The sequence below is a fragment of the Romboutsia sp. genome (assembly GCF_056995035.1).
The window spans coordinates 60,672-80,257 of sequence record NZ_JBXKIW010000043.1 but is presented as its reverse complement, the minus strand read 5'-3'; the positions used below and the strand labels follow the sequence as shown (position 1 = coordinate 80,257).

The following is a 19,586-nucleotide window of genomic DNA, read 5'->3' as shown; positions in this document are numbered from 1 at the left end:
CGTATTTTATATTTTTAATTAAATGTTTGATTCTTTTGTGCATAAATCTAAGTCCTACTTTCTAGTTATGATTTTAAATTATATCATAATTAGAAAATATGACTTCTTAAGTTGACGGCTATGACGTTATCGTGAATTTATCCTCTTTTATTTTTATTGTTCAGCTATATTATAAACTTCTAATCCAGCGTTTATTATTTTCTTCTTCTTAACTCCTACTAAAGCTCTTAATGTATCTAATGATGTCATTACTTCTGTTGAGAACTCTATTGCAGTTCTTCTTATCTTAAATCCATCTCTTGTAGAATCATTTCCTTTAGTCGCTGTATTTATTACTATATCTACTTCTTTATTTCTTATAGCATCTAGTATATTAGGTCTAGATTCTTCTACCCTATTAACTATATCAGCTTTTATTCCATTTACTCTTAAAGCATTTGCTGTTCCTTCTGTAGCTATGAAAGTATATCCTAATTCATTCATATCTTTTGCTATTTCAATAAATTCTTCTTTATCATAGTTATTTACAGTAGCTAATACTACACCTTTTTTATCAGACATACTTTTACCTGCTGCTATAAACCCTTTGCATAATGCTTCTTCTAAATTTTCACCTATACCTAATACTTCTCCAGTAGATTTCATTTCAGGCCCTAAACTTATATCTACTCTAGCAAGTTTTGACATAGAGAATACCGGCACTTTTACTGATACTAACTTAGGTTCTTTATATACACCTATTCCATATCCTAAATCTACTAACTTTTCACCTAGCATACATCTAGTTGCTAAATCTATTATAGGTACATTACTTACCTTACTTATATATGGTACTGTTCTACTTGCTCTTGGGTTAACTTCTATTATATATAATTCATCTTTGAATTCTATAAATTGTATATTAACCATCCCAAGTACGTTTAATTCTAATGCTATTTTTTTAGTATAATCTACTATTTTGGCTTTTATTTCATCACTTATGTTTTGACTTGGATACATTGTTATACTATCTCCAGAGTGAACTCCCGCTCTTTCTAAGTGTTCCATTATCCCTGGTATTAATATATCCTTCCCATCACATATAGCATCTACTTCTATTTCTCTACCTACTAAGTACATATCTATAAGTACTGGGTTTTTACTATCTCTTTGGAAGGCACCTTCTAAGTATCTAGCTAATTTATTTTCATCATAAGTTATTTCCATCCCTTGACCACCAAGTACATAAGATGGTCTAACTAGTACTGGGTAACCTAACTTTTTAGCTTCTTGTATACCTTCTTCAACTGACCATATAGCTTTTCCTTTAGGTCTTTTTATATCTAATTTTTCTAGTAACTCTTCGAATTTTTCTCTATCTTCTGCGGCATCTATATCAACAAAATCAGTTCCTAATATTTTTATTTTCTTTTCATCTAAGAATTTAGCTAGTTTTATAGCTGTTTGACCACCAAATTGAAGTATAACTCCATCTGGATTTTCTTTCTCTATTATATTTAAGACCTCTTCTTCTGTTAATGGCTCGAAGTATAATTTATCTGATGTATCAAAGTCTGTACTTACTGTTTCTGGGTTATTGTTAACTATTATAGTTTCTATTCCCATCTTTCTTAATGATTTTACACAGTGTACTGAGCAATAGTCAAATTCTATACCTTGACCTATTCTTATTGGTCCAGATCCTAGAACTATAACTTTTTTTCTATCACTTACTACTACTTCATCATATTGCTCATATGTAGAGTAATAGTATGGAGATAATGCATCAAATTCTCCCCCACAAGTATCAACCATTTTATAAGCTGGTTGTATGTTGTATAACTTTCTTAATTCGCATAGTCTTTCTGGACTTATTTTCATTAAATCAGCTATACCTTTATCAGAGAATCCTTTTTTCTTTAATTGTAATAGATAATCTTTATTTAAGTCTTCTATCTTCATTTCTTTTAATGTTTCTTCTTGTTCTACTATCCACTTGAATTTATTTATAAACCACTTATCTACTCCAGTGATTTGTTCTATCATTTCTAATTTGTAACCTCTTCTTATCATTTCAGTTAAGTCAAATAATCTTTCGTCATCAGGAACTACTATGCTTTTCTTTAAAGCTTCTATGCTCTTTTCTTCTGATGGTGCATGAACTAAAGAGTATTTTCCTATTTCAAGAGATCTTATTCCTTTAAGTATAGCTGCTTCAAAGTTGCTTCCTATACTCATTATTTCTCCTGTTGCCATCATCTTTGTTCCTAATTTTCTATTAGCTTGCTTGAATTTATCAAATGGCCACTTTGGTATTTTAACTACTACATAATCTAATGTAGGCTCGAAACACGCATAAGTTTTCTTTGTAACTGCATTTTGTATTTCATCTAATGTATATCCTAAAGCTATCTTAGCTGCAACTTTAGCTATTGGATACCCCGTAGCCTTTGATGCCAATGCTGAAGATCTACTAACTCTTGGGTTTATTTCTATTATTGCATATTCTAAACTATGTGGATTTAATGCTATCTGTACGTTACATCCACCCTTAACTTCTATTGCATTTATTATATCTATAGATGCTGTTCTAAGCATTTGGTATTCTTTATCACTTAAAGTCTGGCTAGGCGCTACAACTATACTATCTCCTGTATGAACTCCAACTGGATCTATATTTTCCATATTACATACAGTTATACAGTTTCCATTACCATCTCTCATTACTTCATATTCTATTTCTTTCCAACCTTTTATACTTTTTTCTAGTAATACTTGCTTAACTGGACTTAATTGTAAGCCTTGAGTAAGTATTTCTATTAATTCCTCTTCTGTTTCAGCTATACCTCCACCAGTTCCACCTAATGTATAGGCAGGTCTAACAACTACTGGATATCCTATTTCTTCTGCAAACTCTAATCCACTTTCTATATCAGTTACTATATCACTGATTACAACTGGTTGATTAATTTCTCTCATTACATCTCTAAAAGTATCTCTATCTTCACCTTTTTTTATAGATTCTATAGAAGTACCTATTACTTCTACATTATACTTTTCTAATATCCCAGCATCATGTAATTCAACTGCTAGGTTAAGTCCTGTTTGCCCACCCATTCCTGCAAGCAAGCTATCTGGTCTTTCCTTTTCTATTATCTTTTCTATAAATTCTATTGTTAATGGTTCTATATATATTTTATCCGCTACTTCTCTATCAGTCATGATTGTAGCTGGGTTACTGTTTATTAATACAACTTCTATTCCCTCTTCTTTTAAAGCTTGACAAGCTTGAGTCCCAGAGTAATCAAACTCTGCTGCTTGTCCTATAATTATAGGTCCTGAACCTAATACTAACGTCTTTTTTATACTATCTATTTTAGGCATAATTTTTTCTCCTTATCTAAATGATTTATGATTTATACTAATTCTAAAAACTTGTCAAATATATAATCATTGTCCTTTGGCCCTGGACAAGCTTCTGGATGATACTGCACACTATATATAGGCAACCCCGTATGTCTCATTCCTTCTACAGTATTATCATTTAAGTTTATATGAGTTACTTCCATGTTTTCTGGCATTTCAGAAACATAGTATCCATGATTTTGAGACGTTATGAACACTTTATTTTGTTCTAAATCTTTAACTGGATGATTTCCACCTCTATGGCCGAATTTTAACTTAGATGTTTTTCCACCTAATGTTAAGGCTAAAAGTTGATGTCCTAGACAAATTCCAACTATAGGCTTCTTCCCAATTAATTCTTTTATGTTTTTTATAACATCTTCTAAATCTTCTGGGTCTCCAGGTCCGTTAGATAAGAATATTAAATCTGGGTTTATTGCTAGTATTTCTTCTGGCTTAGTTGTTGCAGGGAATACAGTTATATCACATCCTCGATTAGCAAATGATCTTAATATATTTTGCTTAACTCCAAAGTCCATAACAGCTACCTTAGACCCATCTCCACTTATGTGTTCTACTTCTTTTCTAGTTACTGTTTTTACAGCGGTTGTATTTGAGAAACTATCTAATTTAGCTTGAACATCTTCTAATGAAGCATTTTCTAAAGTTATTATACCTTTCATAGTTCCATTATTTCTTAATATTTTAGTTAAGGCTCTTGTATCTATACCTTCAAGTCCTATAACCTTATTTTGTTTTAGATATGTATCTAAATCCATTTCACATCTAAAGTTGTTTGGAGTATCACTTTTTTCTCTTACTATAAATCCTTTTACATGGACTCCTGTTGATTCTACATCTTCTAAATTTATACCATAATTCCCTATAAGAGGGTAAGTCATTGTTACTATTTGTCCATAATATGAAGGATCAGTTAGTACTTCTCCATATCCTATCATAGAAGTATTGAATACCACTTCACCTATACTGTCCTTTAAATATCCAAAGGCTTTTCCTTCAAATATTGTTCCATCTTGTAATATTAATTTCCCCTTCATTTACCTTACCTCCTAAGCATTTTCTATTTGATTTACTATGCTCATTGCTGATTCACTTGGATTTTCAGCTTGAGTTATAGGTCTTCCAACTACTAAGTAATGTGCACCTTTATTTATTGCATCTGCTGGAGTAACAACTCTTTTTTGATCTCCTACTTCTGCTGTAGCTGGTCTTATTCCTGGACACACTGTTATAAAATCTTTCCCACATGCTTCTACTATCTTATCTACTTCTTGGGCTGAACAAACAATTCCATCTATTCCTGATTCTTTAGCTAATTTAGCTCGCTTTATAGCTAATTCTTCTGTAGTCATGTTACATCCTATATCTTGTAAATCTTGGTTGCTTAATGATGTTAAAACTGTAACACCTACTATGATTGGCTTTTCTATATTTAATTTTTCTGATTCTTCTTTAACAGCTATTGCACATCTTCTCATACCTTCCATGTCTGATACATGTATTGTCATTAACCATACGTTATCTCTTACCGCTGCTCTTACTGCACTTTCCATAGTATTTGGTATATCATGGAACTTAAGATCTAAGAATATTTTCTTTCCTTTTTCTTTTAAGTAGTCTACTGTTTTTCCCCTAGTTGCAACATATTGTTCTAGTCCAACTTTAAATATATCTACACTATTTTCTAGTTTATCTATTAATTCTTTAGCTTTATCAAATTCATTAGTATCAATTGCAACTATTAATTTTTCTTTTCCATTTATCATGTTGAATTCTCCTTTTTAATAAAGCCCTAACAAAAAAATCCTTACACCAATAGAGGTATAAGGATTTTATCTATGCATAGCTTTTATAGTTCTACTTTAGCTATGAGATATCTTTCCCAGCCTCTCTGGACTAGTTTAAAAGACTTTATTATTTTTTATTTTTATTATTTTTAATATAAAAAACCTCTAACTAATCCAGCTAGAGGTTATAAATACAAATTTAAATAATCATTTTATATTTAACCTTTTTAGCCTCTCTGGACTACTTTCAAGGAACTTAATTTTCAATTCAATCGCTTCATATCCTCTCTGGGATACTTTAAAGCTTCATCTTGTATACAATTATTGCATTTATTACCTTCTATGTCAACTATTCTTTTGACGATTTATATTAAATATAATTTATTATTTTTCTAATATGCTTATATAATATTCTTTTCCTATCTTTCTTTTTCCCTCAATTTTATTATACATTACAGCAATCTCATATTTTTTACAAGCCATATCAAAGTGTCTTAATGCAATACCCATGCTTACCTTGCTCATATTTTCTAAGGATTTTTTTTGTTTTTCTTCATATATATGAATTCCATCTTTAGAATTATAGAACATCCAAGGTTGGCAGTTTTTTATAGAGGGTGATTGCCTTACTGCATTTATTATTTTTGTCCATTTTTTATCCATTTTTTTAGATATATGTTTTATGTTTTTTCTATCTTTTCCAGTATTTATTGATTTAAATAATTGCTCTTCCTTCTTAGCATATCCAAAAGCTATTACAACACATGGATTTTCAAAATTCTCTTCTTCACTTTCTCCTATATCTTCGCTCTCACATGTATCTTTGCACTCATGTAAACTACCATACTCTCTTTCTTCATTATCAAGGCTTACAAACTCCGTAATATCTTCTCTTTTTAAATTACTATCCAACCAACACGTTCCCAATCCTAAAGTAGTTAACTGTAATACTACCTTTTCCATTGCGAATCCAATATTTTGTAAGTAATCTTCACCCTTGTTTGATGTTACTACTATATAATGTGGTGCTTTTACTTTGCACTTTTTTCCCATCAAGAAATGAATTAAATGTCCTCTTTCCACAACATGAGCCTTAATTCTTAAATCTTCATTTAGATAAGTTATATCACTACATATTTTTTTTACTTCTTTCATCAAAGGTGAATTTATATTTTTGTTAGAGTAATCTCTTATAGTCCTTCTATAAAAAATAGCATCATATAACTCCATCTACGTCCTCCTAATTAATTGCATCTGTATATAAAAAATTCTCTTCACTAATATAGTTAATATTTCTAATTATACTAATTTACAATTTAATTTATATCTAAAAACAATATATTTATTAATAATTTGATAAATATATATATTATATTATAAGTTTTTTTTAGATTTTTTGTACACTTTTCCAGTAAAAATATATTAATTTTATTGGAAAAATTATCTATTAATTTTATTTTTTTAGTATTTTTATATCATTTATGTATTAAAATATAATTAGAATTAAAAAATAACTAATTTGAAATAATTTTAGGAGGTTATATTTATGGAACTTGAAAGAAATTTAGACAAATATGCTGAACTATCAGTTAAAGTTGGGGTTAACATTCAACCTGGTCAAACTTTACTTGTTAGATCACCAATAGAGTGTGCTCCTTTTGTAAGAAAAGTTTTAGTACATGCTTACAAATGCGGTGCTAAAAATGTACATATAGAATGGTCAGATGAAGAAAGTACCTTATTAAAGTATTTAAATGCTCCAGAAGAAACATTTAACGAATTCCCAAAATGGACAGCTGAGCAATATGTAGACATAGCAAAAGAGGGTGGAGCATTCTTGACTGTTTATGCTCAAAATCCAGATTTATTAAAAAATGTAGATCCTCAAAGAGTAGCTACTTTCCAAAAAGCTTCTGCTATGGCTTTAAAAGAATGGAGATCTTATACTTTATCTGATAAGTGTAAATGGAGCATAGTATCTGTTCCAACTGAAGCTTGGGCTCAGAAAGTTTTCCCTGACATATCTTCAAAAGAAGCGGTTGATAAGCTATGGGATGCAATATTCAAATGTTCAAGAGTGGATGGGCAAGACCCAATAGACGCTTGGAAAAACCATAATAAAGATCTAAAATTAAGAATGAATTTCTTAAATGAAAAAAACTTTAAAACTTTAAACTTTAAATCATCAAAAACTGATATCACTATGGATTTACCTGAAGATCATGTGTGGCTAAGTGGAGCTTCTAAAGACCCTAATGGAATAGATTTCAATGCAAACATTCCAACTGAAGAGGTTTTCTCTATGCCTCATAAATTTAAAGTTAATGGTGTTGTTCATAGTACTAAACCACTTGTTTATGGTGGTAATGTTATAGATAATTTCTCTTTAACTTTTAAAGACGGAAAAATAGTAGATTTTACAGCTGAAAAAGGCGTTGAAACTTTAGGTAAACTTATAGATACAGATGAAGGATCTCATTACCTAGGAGAAGTTGCTTTAGTACCTTTTAAATCACCTATATCAGATACTAATATAGTATTCTTCAATACTTTATATGATGAAAATGCATCTTGTCACTTTGCTCTTGGTTCTGCGTATAAATCATGCATTAAAAATGGTGCTGATATAAAGGATGCTGAGTCAGATAAACATGGAATAAATGAAAGTTTAACTCATGTTGACTTTATGATCGGATCTAGCGATATGAATATAGTTGGAAAAACTTATGATGGCAAAGAAATACAAATATTTAAAGATGGAAATTGGGCATTTTAATAAAAAAAAGCACCTATTTCCGATATAGATGCTTATTGGGGGAGATTAAGAGATATTTATTATTTTAGGGGGAGTAAATATCTCCTATATTTTAATTATGTACATATTTAAAATTAATATACATATTTTATAATTTATTATTATCATGTAAAAAGGCTAATAGGAATTTAAATTCCTATTAGCCTTTTCATCTGTTGACGATAAAATATTTTTTATATTAATTAATCTCATGTATTTCAGATTAACATATAAACTTAATTATATATTTGTATATTTTTTATATAGTAAATTTCTATTTACTATAATTTATTTCAGTCCAATTTATATTATCCACATATTGTTCAACTAAATTATTGCACATATCTGGGTGTATAGTCTCTTCTGTAGCTATAGTTATAGTTGACATAGCTATTGCATATTTTACAGTATCAACCATATTTATATTATTCATATATCCATTAGCAATACCTGCAACAAAGGAATCGCCTGCTCCAGTAACATTAATTACTTTAACATCATTAGCTTTTATTTTACCTTCTTCTGTTCCATTATTATAATATATTCCATCTTCATCTAATGTTATAAATACATTTTGTATTCCTAAGTCTATAAAGTATTGTCCTGCTTTTCTTAAATCTTCATCATTGTGTATTTTAAATCCACACATTATTTCTGCTTCATATCTATTTGGTTTTATTGTATGAAAATGTTGTATTAAATGCTTTATGTTTTTTGCTTTTGCTGCAGACACTGGGTCTAATATAAATTTAGTATGCCCACTAAATGTTTTTAGTATATGCTCCACTATATCCGGTCTATCTGAATCTAGTATCATATACTCTGAATTTTTTATTGTATCTGATTTAGAATCTATAAATTCAGTAGTGAACATATCAATTATTTTCATATCTACTACAGCAGATACCATTTCACCTTGTTCGTCTAAAATGGCCATGTATGTAGGTGTATGGCCGCCTTTAATAATTAAAGATTCGCTCATATCATATTTCATTATTTCAGAGTGTTCTATCATTCTAGTTCCAGTTTCATCATCACCTAGAATAGATATAAATTTTGTATTAACACCTACTCGCGCCATACATTCAGCTATATTTCTACAAACTCCTCCAAAAGAAGTCTTTACTTTACCAGGATTAGAATCACTACATCTATAATTTCTATCTGTAAATCCGCATATATCAAAAACTGATACTCCGAAAACTAATGCATAAGGTTGTCTTTTTTCAATCATCGTTGTTTACCCTCCCTAAGAATCACCTACCTATTTTATCACATTCTTATGAGTTTTTTCTATATATTTTGTATTTTAATATCATATATACATATTTTTACAAGAACTTTATCATATTTTGTCATAAAGATAAAAGGAAAACTTCCCCCCTCATTCTTTATTTAAAATTTAATTTAGCTATTTCAACTGCTGATTTCGCGTCTTTAGAGTAATAGTCCGCTCCTATATTTTGTGCGTACTCTTCTGTAAGAACTGCTCCACCTACAAATACTTTTACATCTATGTTTGCATCTCTTAATGCTTCTATTGTTTGCTTCATGCTATTTACTGTTGTTGTCATTAATGCACTTAAGCCTATTAATTTTATATTTCTTTCTTTTGCTTCCTTAACTACAGATTCAATGGGTACATCTTTTCCTAAATCTATTACATCATAGCCATAGTTTTCAAGCATTATCTTAACTATATTTTTACCTATATCATGGATATCACCTTTTACAGTAGCTACTATTATTTTGCCTTTAGATACAGATTTATCATTTTTATTTAATAAGTTTTCTTTTATTACATTTAATGCTACTTTAACAGCTTCTGCAGACTGAATTAATTGTGGTAAGAATATCTCTCCACTATCATATTTTCTTCCTACTTCATCTAATGCAGGTATTAACATTTCATCTAAAATTTTATTTTCTGTGTGTTTCTCTAGAAGATTTAATGTTATATATTTTGCATCTTCTTTTAGTCCTCTTTCAACTATTTGATCCAAAGATAGCTCACTACTGCATTCTTTATCTTTCATAACTTTTTTATTATTTGTAAAGCCACTATATTTATTTATATAATTAATACAATTCTTATCTATATTTTTTATAACTTTGAATGAATTTATAGCTTCCATCATACTATCTTCATTAGGATTTATTATAGGTAAATCTAATCCGTATCCTAATGCTAATGTTAAGAATGTATTATTTAAAGCTTTTCTATTTGGAGTTCCAAACGATATATTAGATACCCCTAATATAGTTTTTACACCTAATTTTTCTTTAACCATCTTTATACACTCTAAAGTTGCCATAGCTTCTTGCTGTTGTGCTGATACTGTTAAAGATAAACAATCTATAAATATGTCTTCTTTGTCTATACCATATGAGGCTGCTTTATCTACTATTTTCTTTGCAATTTCAAATCTTCCTTGTGCCGTTTTAGGTATTCCATTTTCATCTAAAGTAAGACCTACTACACAAGCTCCATACTTCTTTACTATTGGTAATATAGTATTTAACGATTCTTCTTTTCCGTTTATAGAGTTTGCTATAGTCTTACCATTATAATATCTAAGCCCTTGTTCTAGAGCTTCTATATTTGATGAGTCAACTTGTAGTGGTGTATCTATTACTGATTGTAGTTCTTTTAAAACCTTAGGCATAATCTTTGCCTCGTCTATATCTGGTAAACCAACATTAATATTTAAAATTTCAGCTCCTCCACTTATCTGCTCTAATCCTAAGTTTATTATGTAATCAAAGTTGCTATTTTTAAGAGCTTCTTTTAAAAGTTTCCTTCCTGTTGGGTTTAACCTTTCTCCTATAACTGTAGGTGATTTAATTTCAATACACTTAGATGGAGAACAAACTACACAACTATTCTTCTTCTCAATATTAACTATTTTAAGTTCACTTAAATTTTGTGATATTTTATTTATGAATTTTGGATTAGTACCACAACATCCACCTATTATAGATGCTCCTACTTCAACAAAGTTTTTTACACCTTCATAAAATTCATCTGCATCTATATCATATATAGCCTGACCATCTACTATCTTAGGTAATCCTGCATTAGCTTGAACTATTACAGGTATCATCGCTATAGTAGCTATTTTTTTAACTATTGGTAATAATTGTTTTGGACCTAATGAACAGTTAACCCCAATAGCATCTACTCCTAACCCTTGAATAGTTGCAATCATACTCTCTGGCATACATCCAGTGAAACTTCTTCCATTTTCATCAAATGTCATTGTACAAAATACAGGCAACCTAGTATTTTCTTTTACGGCTAGAACAGCTGCTTTAGCTTCATATAGATCCATCATAGTTTCTATTATAATAAGATCCGCACCTGACTTTTCGCCTTGTATAGCCTGTCTTTTGAATATGTCGTAAGCATTATCAAAACTCAAAGTACCCATAGGTTCTAACATTTCTCCTATTGGACCTATATCTAATGCTACGTATCTACGCTTAGATTTATCAGTTTTTTCTATTGCAGATTTAGCCATGTTAACAGCATTATCTACTACTTCCTCAACTGTATATCCTAATTTATCTAATTTTAATTCATTAGCTCCAAAAGTATTTGTAGTAACTACATTAGAGCCTGCATCTAAATATGATTTATGTATTTCCATAAGCTTATTTGGGTTTTGTAATCCAAATATCTCGGGATTTTCGCCTAATTTTAAACCCTTTTGTTGAAGCATAGTTCCCATAGCTCCATCAAATATTAATATATTATTTTTTATGTATTCCCTTACATCCATAATTCTCATCCCCCTTTTTATATTTACAAGTCATTTGATTTGAACAATTTAAGCACGATTTATTAACTTTATTTACTATATTTGGTGTTATCCCAATGATTGCTACTACCGATTTTCTAGGAATCATAATTCCACTTTCTGTTATAGTTAGTCCTATTTCTTTTTGACAATTTAAAAGATTTATAATTTCTTTATTTACTTCTATTGGTAAATCTCCATAACCTGGACTATACCTCATGGTTATATACTTACCTTGATTTTTTAGCTTTTCTTCAATATTATTTTGTATCAAATCACAGACTTCTTCTATTGCTGTAGTCGCACAAGCATCTATTATTATACTTTTTGTTAATTCTGAATATGAATATTTTTTTATTTCTTTTTCAATATATATTCCCAATGTAGCAATCATAATGATACATTCATTACAATTATCTAATAAGTTATATAAATCTTTACTATTTAATTTTAAATTACTTCCTTTTATATGTATTTCATCCCTATTTGAATTTTCTCTTAATATAGGATAAACCCTCAAAATATATCGAGGGTTTATCTTTCCTTTAGTTATTTTAATACACTCATCAATAGTGTTTTTTAGATTATCACTAATTTTTTGACCTTTGTACTCTAAGTACCTTAAAACTTCATTCTCATTTATATTAATCAGATTAACAAAGTTATTTTCCATATCAATTATTCTCCGTATATATTAAGATCAAATCCTTTTTCTAAAGCTTCTCTAGCATATTCTTTAGCTCCAAATAAAGATAAATCTTTGTAATTTTCACATTCTATAGCTGTAGCTGCTGGCATTTCAATTCCCCCGTTATGTTAATTTTATATACATGATAATATTATACTTCAAAATATTAAAACTCGCATATATAACATCTTTTATATATTAAATTATATTTTAATATATAAATTAATACTTAAGATTTGGCATCTTACTAAACATTTCCCGATAGTTTCACATAGAACTCTTATTATCCTTTAAGTACGTATCTCTTCTATCTTGATTAAATATTACTATTATTATATTTTTTACATATTTTATTTGATATGATTTTACTTCCCTCTATTATTACAGACACTCCATTTCCAGGATGAGTTGATGAGCCTATGAAATATAACCCATTTATATCCTCTTCTTGTATATGTGGTCTAAAATACGTTGTTTGGTTTAGTTTATGACTTAATCCAAAAGCTGTTCCATTATATGAATTAAATTTATATTTTAATTGTATTGGAGTTAAGTAAGACTCATATAATATCTCTTTTTCTATGTGTTCTAATCCTTTTACATTCTTTATTTGTCTTATAATATTATTTCTAAATTTATTTATATTATCTTTGTTCCATTTTATATTCTTATATTGTAAATTAGGTACTCTTACCATTACATTCAAGATACTTTCAAAAGATCCTGCTATAGATTCATCTATTTTACTTGGATAGTATAAATATAATGATGGGTTTTCTGGTATCTTACCTTTAAACGGACTTTCTATATTATTTTTAAAATTTTCTCCTATATAAATGTTATGTACTTGTAAATCACTGTATTTTTTATTAAGTCCTAAGTACATAATAAATGTAGAACAAGAATAATCTTCTTTTTTTATTTTTTTAGCTTTAGTATTTTTTTCTTTCTTTATTAAATTATTTATAGCATAGGGATAATCAGCATTACATATGACTATATTTGATTTATAAATTCCTCTATTAGATTTAATCCCTACAACTTTATCCTTATTCACTAATATTTTTTCCACATTATTTTCAGTTTCTATTTTTCCACCTAGTTCTAAAATCAATTTTTCTAAAGCTTCTATATATTTATAAAAACCTCCTTTTACATACCATAGACCATAGATGTGTGATATTGCAGGTATTAAAGTGTATAAATTAGAATTAGTATATGGATTTACACCTATATACATAGATTGAAATTCTAGGTACTCTACTAGTTGTTTATTAGTTATCGTATTTTGTAAATAATTATTAACTGTTGTAAATGGTCTTATATCTATTATTTTTTTTAAGGTCTTAATATTTGTTAATTCATTTATGTTTGTCATAGGTTTATTTAGAAAATATTTTTTACTATGTAAATATTTTTCTAATGATTTAGATAAAAAACTTAAATATTCAACAGACAATCCTTCTTGCATACTCTCTAGTACTCTCACCATTTTACTTAAATCACTATAAAAATCATACCTATCCCCATTACTATAGTTCACTCTATATGCAGGATCTATTTTTACTAATTCAAAATAATCTTTATAGTCTTTTCCTACTGAATCAAAAATTTCAGTATATGTTTTAGGGGTCATTAATATAGATGATGTTAAATCAAATCTAGCACCTTCTCTAATTTTTATATTAACTTTACCTCCTACAGTTCTTTCTTTCTCTAGTACCGTTACTTTGTATCCTTGCTTTAATAATCTTATTGCTGTACAAAGTCCTCCAATTCCACCCCCGACGATAAGTACCTTTTCCATAATTCACACTCCCTTAATGGTAATTTTTTATAATATAATTAGTATTCCTAGTAAATACATTATTATTTATTTTAATTCCATCTATTGTTTAAGAGAGCTTCATTTTTTTATATATCCGTATATAAAAAAGAAAATGCTCTTATATATAAAAATAACATTTTCTCTTTAATTAATATTTTTATTATTGTACCTTTAAAGTTTCTTTAGCTTTACATATTATAGTTCCTGTTGCTCCATGTAATGCTTCTTTAGCTTTTTCTAAAGATGTTATTAAAGCTTTACCGCTAGTAGATGATTCTACGTAATCTACACAAGCTTCTACTTTTGGTAACATAGATCCTTTTGCAAAGTGTTCTTGTTCTATATATTTAGCTGCTTCCTCTAAGCTTATAGATGCTAATTCTTCTTGATTTGGTTTATTAAAGTTTATACAAACTCTATCAACAGCAGTTAATATTACTAACATTTCAGCATCTAGGTCTTTAGCTAATTTAGCACTTGATTTATCTTTATCTATAACAGCAGCTACACCGGCTAATGATCCATCTTCTTTTTCTATTACTGGTATTCCTCCTCCTCCAACAGTTATTACTATACTTCCATTATCAACTAATTGCTTAACTGTTTCTAATTCAACTATTTTTTGTGGTTGTGGAGAAGCAACAACTCTCCTATATCCTCTTCCTGCATCTTCAATAAAGGTAAATCCTTCCCTAATAGTTATTTCATCCGCTTCTTGTTTAGTATAAAACATGCCAACTGGCTTAGTTAAATTTCTAAATGCCTCATCATTTTCATCAACTATAACTTGAGTAACCACAGTTGCAACATTTTTATTTATTTGCCTATAATTTAATTCATTTTTTATAGATTGTTGTAAATGATATCCTATATATCCTTGACTCATTGATCCACATTCTGCAAATGGCATACTTGGAGTATTTGCACCATTATTAGCCGCAAAATCCATAGCTAAGTTTATCATTCCTACTTGTGGTCCATTTCCGTGTCCAACTATCACATTATAACCTTCTTCAGATAGATCAACTATTGTTTTTGCTGTATGTTTAACTAATTCTAATTGTTCTTCAGCATTATTACCTAGTGCATTTCCCCCTAGAGCTATTACTAATCTTTTCATAATTTTACCCCCTATTAAATATATTCTAGATAAATATAACCCCCATATATATTATCGATAACAAAATGGGGGTTACGTATTTTACTTTAACTTAGCTTTTATATTATTGACCTATAGTAGCAGCCATTATAGCTTTTATAGTATGCATTCTGTTTTCTGCTTCATCAAATACAACAGATTGTTTAGATTCAAATACTTCATCAGTAACTTCCATTTCAGTTATACCGAATTTTTCGTGCATTTCAGCTCCTACTTTAGTTTTTAGATCATGGAATGCTGGTAAACAGTGCATGAATATAGCCTCTGGATGAGCGTTATCCATAACAGCTTTATTAACTTGGAATGGTTTTAATTGAGATATTCTAGCTTCCCAGACTTCGTCTGGTTCTCCCATAGATACCCAAACGTCAGTGTATATAACGTCAGCGTTCTTAGTTGCTGCCATAACATCTTCAGTTAATGTTATATTACATCTATTTTCTTTGGCTATCTCTTTACAAGTAGCTATTAACTCTGGGTCTGGGAATAATTCCTTTGGAGCACAAGCTGTAAAGTTTAACCCCATTTTAGCACAAGCAACCATTAAAGAGTTCCCCATATTATTTCTAGCGTCTCCCATGTAAACAAAGTTTACACCTTTTAATCTTCCTAATTTTTCTTCTATCGTTAATAAATCCGCTATCATTTGAGTTGGATGGAATTCAGTAGTTAATCCATTCCATACTGGTACCCCAGCATTAGCAGATAATTCTTCAACTATTTCTTGGGAATATCCTCTATACTCTATACCATCATACATTCTTCCTAAAACTCTAGCAGTATCTGCTATAGATTCTTTTTTACCCATTTGAGAACCAGTTGGCCCTAGATAAGTTACACCCATTCCTAAATCCATAGCTCCAACTTCAAATGCACATCTAGTTCTAGTTGAATCTTTTTCAAATAATATAGCAACATTTTTTCCTTCTAACGTTTTATTTACTACACCAGCTCTTTTTAAATCCTTTAAGTTTTTAGATAAATCTAATAAATATCTTATTTCTGCACTTGAAAAATCTAGTAATTTTAAAAATGAACGTCCTCTTAAATTAACTCCCATTGTAAAAATCCCCCTAATAAATTTTTATTTTACTTCTTTAAAACACGTAAATTATTATTCTCTGATTAAAGGCATTGACATACATCTTGGACCACCACGACCTCTTGATAATTCACTTGATGGTATTACATGTATCTTAATTCCATTTTCTACTAATAACTTGTTTGTTATGTAATTTCTAGAATAAACAACCACTTCTCCTGGTTTTATGCATAATGTGTTTGAACCATCATTCCACTGTTCTCTATCAGCTATAACTTTGTCTCCACCACCGCACTGGATTAAAGTAACTTTATCTACTCCAAGATGCTTCGATAGTATATCTTCTAACTTAGCATTAACTTCTACTATATTTAATTCTCCTTCTACTTTTCCTTTAGTTATCTGAAATACTTGTAGTAGGCCTTGTATACCTGGATGAATCGTAAATTTATCATAATCTATTTGGGTAAATACTGTATCTAAGTGCATAAATGCCCTAGTATTAGGTATATTAAATGCTAATATATTTTCTAATTCAGTGTTTTTACTATTGAAAAATATTTGTTTAGCTATTTTTTCTATTGCATCAGCTTGAGTTCTTTGAGATATTCCTATAGCTAATGTTTTTTCATTTAAATTTAATATATCTCCACCTTCTATGTGATATTCGAAATCTCTATCATAAAATCTTTCTACTTGATCTCTGAAGTCTGGGTGATATTTAAATATATAATCAGCGTATATAGTCTCTCTATTTCTTGTTACAGAGTACATTTTATTTAAACTTACTCCATTTCCTATACTTGCAAATGGATCTCTTGTAAAATATAAATTTGGCATTGGATCTGCTACAAATGGGTATTTACATTCTACTAAATCAGATAAAGTTTTGTTCTTTAATGCGGGTAATTCATTTTTGTTTATACCAGCCATTGTTTTTTTTATTAAATCTTCATTGTTTTCAAGTTTATTCAAAAACTCGTAAACATTTTTATGCAATTCTGGATTTGTTATTCCAGCTTCTTTTATAAATTGATTTATAAATTGTTCTTTTACTTCTTCATCAATCATAACTTGAGCAGCTAATTTATGTAAGTAAACAACTTCCACTCCATTGAGTCTTAAAATCTCTGCAAATGTGTCATGTTCTTGTTGAGCAACCTCTAAAAATGGAATATCATCAAATAATAACCTTTCTAGATACTCAGGTGTTAAATTTTCTATCTCTACACCTGGCCTATGGAGCAAAACTTTCTTCAAGGTCTTGATTTCACTAGTTACTTTAATTCCCATAGCCATTCCCCCCTCATTTATAACTAGATTTTTACACTTTCAAATAATCCATTGTTACTTGTTATATGAATTTCCCCACTTTATAAACCAAATTCATTATAATTTTTCTGATGTTAGTTTCATATACTATGATTATTGTCTAACTAATTCTATGTATCATACTAATTTTTATGTCTATATTTTTAAGTACTAATAAAATTAATTATATATAAAATAAAAGATGTTACTAAGTTTTGTAATAAACTCAGTAGCATCTTTTATTTTATATATTCAACTTGAAATTATAATGCCTCTTGGATTTTTAATAATTGTTCTTTGTTTTTCCTGTTTTTTTATATTTTTGCTATTAAAAAATCTATTGATAATCCAGTAAGTGTTACAGCTATTAATGAGTATATTCCCTTTTCTTTAATGTAACTTTAATTTTGAATTATTCTCTAGCCTAAAGCATACATATATATAATAAATAGTAATACTATTTAAAGAATCTTTAATCAATAAAAATAGTTACTATTTGCACTATTTTATAAAGAAAGGTTTATCTATAAAATTAAAAAAGTTAAAGGAGAAGTTTAAATGAGTATCGATATTACTACTAAAAATAAGTCTTTATCTAAGTTTTTATCAGAAAATCTAATAGAACTCAAATCAAAAGGTCTTTATAACAAAATAGATTCACTTCAAAGCTCTAATGGTCCAATAATAACAATAGATAATAAGAATTTAATAAATTTATCTTCTAATAATTATCTTGGACTTGCTACAAATAATCGATTAAAAAAAGCTGAAATTGATGCAGTAAATAAATATGGTACTGGTGCTGGTGCTGTAAGAACCATAAATGGAACGCTTGAAGTTCATGATATTCTTGAAAATGCTATTGCTAAATTTAAAGGAACTGAGGCTGCAATTGCTTTTCAATCAGGTTTTAACTGTAATATGGGTGCTATTTCTGCTGTTATGGATAAAAATGATGCTATATTATCAGATGAATTAAACCATGCGTCAATAATAGATGGATGCAGATTATCTGGAGCTAAAGTTATAAGATACAAACATTCAGACATGAATGATTTAAGAGAAAAAACTAAGTTTGCTCAAGAAAGTGGTCAATATAATAAAATAATGGTTATAACTGATGGAGTCTTCTCAATGGATGGAGATATTGCAAAATTACCAGAAATAGTTAAAATATCAGAAGAATTTGATTTAATTACATATGTTGATGATGCTCATGGTTCTGGTGTTACTGGAAAAGGTGCTGGAACATGTAAACACTTTGGATTATCTCATAAAATAGACTTCCAAATAGGTACTTTATCCAAAGCTATAGGTGTTGTTGGAGGATATGTTGCTGGTTCAAAAGACCTTATTGATTGGTTAAAAGTAAGAGGTAGACCGTTCTTATTCTCAACTTCATTAACTCCTGGATCTAGTGCTGCTTGTACAGAATCTATAAACATACTTATGGAAAGTGATTCTTTAGTTAATAAGGTATGGGAAAATGGAAATTACCTAAAAAACGGATTAAAATCTCTAGGATTTAATATAGGTAATAGCGAAACTCCTATAACACCTTGCATAATAGGTGATGAAACTAAAACTCAACTATTTAGTAAAAGACTTTTAGAAGAAGGTGTTTACGCTAAATCTATAGTCTTCCCTACAGTACCAAAAGGAGCAGGAAGAGTTAGAAATATGCCAACTTCTGCTCATACAAAAGAAATGCTAGATGATGCTTTATCTATATATGAAAAAGTAGGCAAAGAGTTAGGAATAATATAAGTTTC

General features: G+C 29.0%; 13 protein-coding genes. 2 read left to right on the top strand and 11 right to left on the bottom strand.

The features are described from left to right. Positions 1–153: 153 nt before the first annotated feature. The 4 genes from carB to AC11VW_RS05460 all read right to left on the bottom strand — a co-directional run bounded on the left by carB (position 154) and on the right by AC11VW_RS05460 (position 6,422). Positions 154–3,363 carry a carbamoyl-phosphate synthase large subunit gene (gene carB, locus AC11VW_RS05475; protein WP_484300385.1) on the bottom strand — a complete coding sequence of 1,070 codons (3,210 nt, stop codon included), beginning with the start codon at positions 3,361–3,363 and terminating at the stop codon, positions 154–156. A gap of 32 nt (positions 3,364–3,395) precedes the next feature. Further along, positions 3,396–4,442 (bottom strand): carbamoyl phosphate synthase small subunit, encoded by a 1,047-nt coding sequence (locus AC11VW_RS05470; protein ID WP_484300384.1) that lies wholly within the window; start codon positions 4,440–4,442, stop codon positions 3,396–3,398. A gap of 12 nt (positions 4,443–4,454) precedes the next feature. Continuing rightward, positions 4,455–5,171 (bottom strand): orotidine-5'-phosphate decarboxylase, encoded by a 717-nt coding sequence (gene pyrF, locus AC11VW_RS05465; protein ID WP_484300383.1) that lies wholly within the window; start codon positions 5,169–5,171, stop codon positions 4,455–4,457. Positions 5,172–5,576: 405 nt separating this feature from the next. Next, positions 5,577–6,422, bottom strand: coding sequence for a nitroreductase family protein (locus AC11VW_RS05460; protein WP_484300382.1), 846 nt, complete (start codon positions 6,420–6,422; stop codon positions 5,577–5,579). Positions 6,423–6,738: 316 nt separating this feature from the next. On the opposite strand from AC11VW_RS05460, the gene AC11VW_RS05455 reads away from it, so the two are divergent. Further along, positions 6,739–7,968 carry an aminopeptidase gene (locus tag AC11VW_RS05455; RefSeq protein WP_484300381.1) on the top strand — a complete coding sequence of 410 codons (1,230 nt, stop codon included), beginning with the start codon at positions 6,739–6,741 and terminating at the stop codon, positions 7,966–7,968. Positions 7,969–8,260: 292 nt separating this feature from the next. Here AC11VW_RS05455 and AC11VW_RS05450 read toward each other — a convergent pair whose 3' ends face one another. The 7 genes from AC11VW_RS05450 to arcA form a co-directional block, all read right to left on the bottom strand. Beyond that, complete coding sequence (locus tag AC11VW_RS05450; RefSeq protein ID WP_484300380.1) at positions 8,261–9,220, bottom strand: carbohydrate kinase family protein; 960 nt, start codon at positions 9,218–9,220, stop codon at positions 8,261–8,263. A 157-nt stretch (positions 9,221–9,377) separates the two neighbouring features. Further along, positions 9,378–11,768 carry a homocysteine S-methyltransferase family protein gene (locus AC11VW_RS05445; protein ID WP_484300379.1) on the bottom strand — a complete coding sequence of 797 codons (2,391 nt, stop codon included), beginning with the start codon at positions 11,766–11,768 and terminating at the stop codon, positions 9,378–9,380. Further along, a complete protein-coding gene (locus tag AC11VW_RS05440; RefSeq protein ID WP_484300378.1) occupies positions 11,740–12,459 on the bottom strand; it encodes a vitamin B12 dependent-methionine synthase activation domain-containing protein in 720 nt (239 codons plus the stop codon). The genes AC11VW_RS05445 and AC11VW_RS05440 overlap by 29 nt, the downstream gene beginning before the upstream one ends. A 331-nt stretch (positions 12,460–12,790) precedes the next feature. Further along, complete coding sequence (locus AC11VW_RS05435; protein WP_484300377.1) at positions 12,791–14,281, bottom strand: phytoene desaturase family protein; 1,491 nt, start codon at positions 14,279–14,281, stop codon at positions 12,791–12,793. 181 nt (positions 14,282–14,462) lie between these two features. Further along, positions 14,463–15,422 carry a carbamate kinase gene (arcC, locus tag AC11VW_RS05430; RefSeq protein ID WP_484300376.1) on the bottom strand — a complete coding sequence of 320 codons (960 nt, stop codon included), beginning with the start codon at positions 15,420–15,422 and terminating at the stop codon, positions 14,463–14,465. 103 nt (positions 15,423–15,525) lie between these two features. Continuing rightward, positions 15,526–16,521 (bottom strand): ornithine carbamoyltransferase, encoded by a 996-nt coding sequence (gene argF, locus AC11VW_RS05425; protein WP_484300375.1) that lies wholly within the window; start codon positions 16,519–16,521, stop codon positions 15,526–15,528. A gap of 54 nt (positions 16,522–16,575) precedes the next feature. Next, on the bottom strand, positions 16,576–17,796 hold the full coding sequence (gene arcA / locus AC11VW_RS05420) for an arginine deiminase (protein WP_484300374.1): 1,221 nt from the start codon (positions 17,794–17,796) through the stop codon (positions 16,576–16,578). 576 nt (positions 17,797–18,372) lie between these two features. On the opposite strand from arcA, the gene AC11VW_RS05415 reads away from it, so the two are divergent. Next, positions 18,373–19,581, top strand: coding sequence for a glycine C-acetyltransferase (locus AC11VW_RS05415; protein ID WP_484300373.1), 1,209 nt, complete (start codon positions 18,373–18,375; stop codon positions 19,579–19,581). The last annotated feature ends 5 nt before the right edge of the window (positions 19,582–19,586 follow it).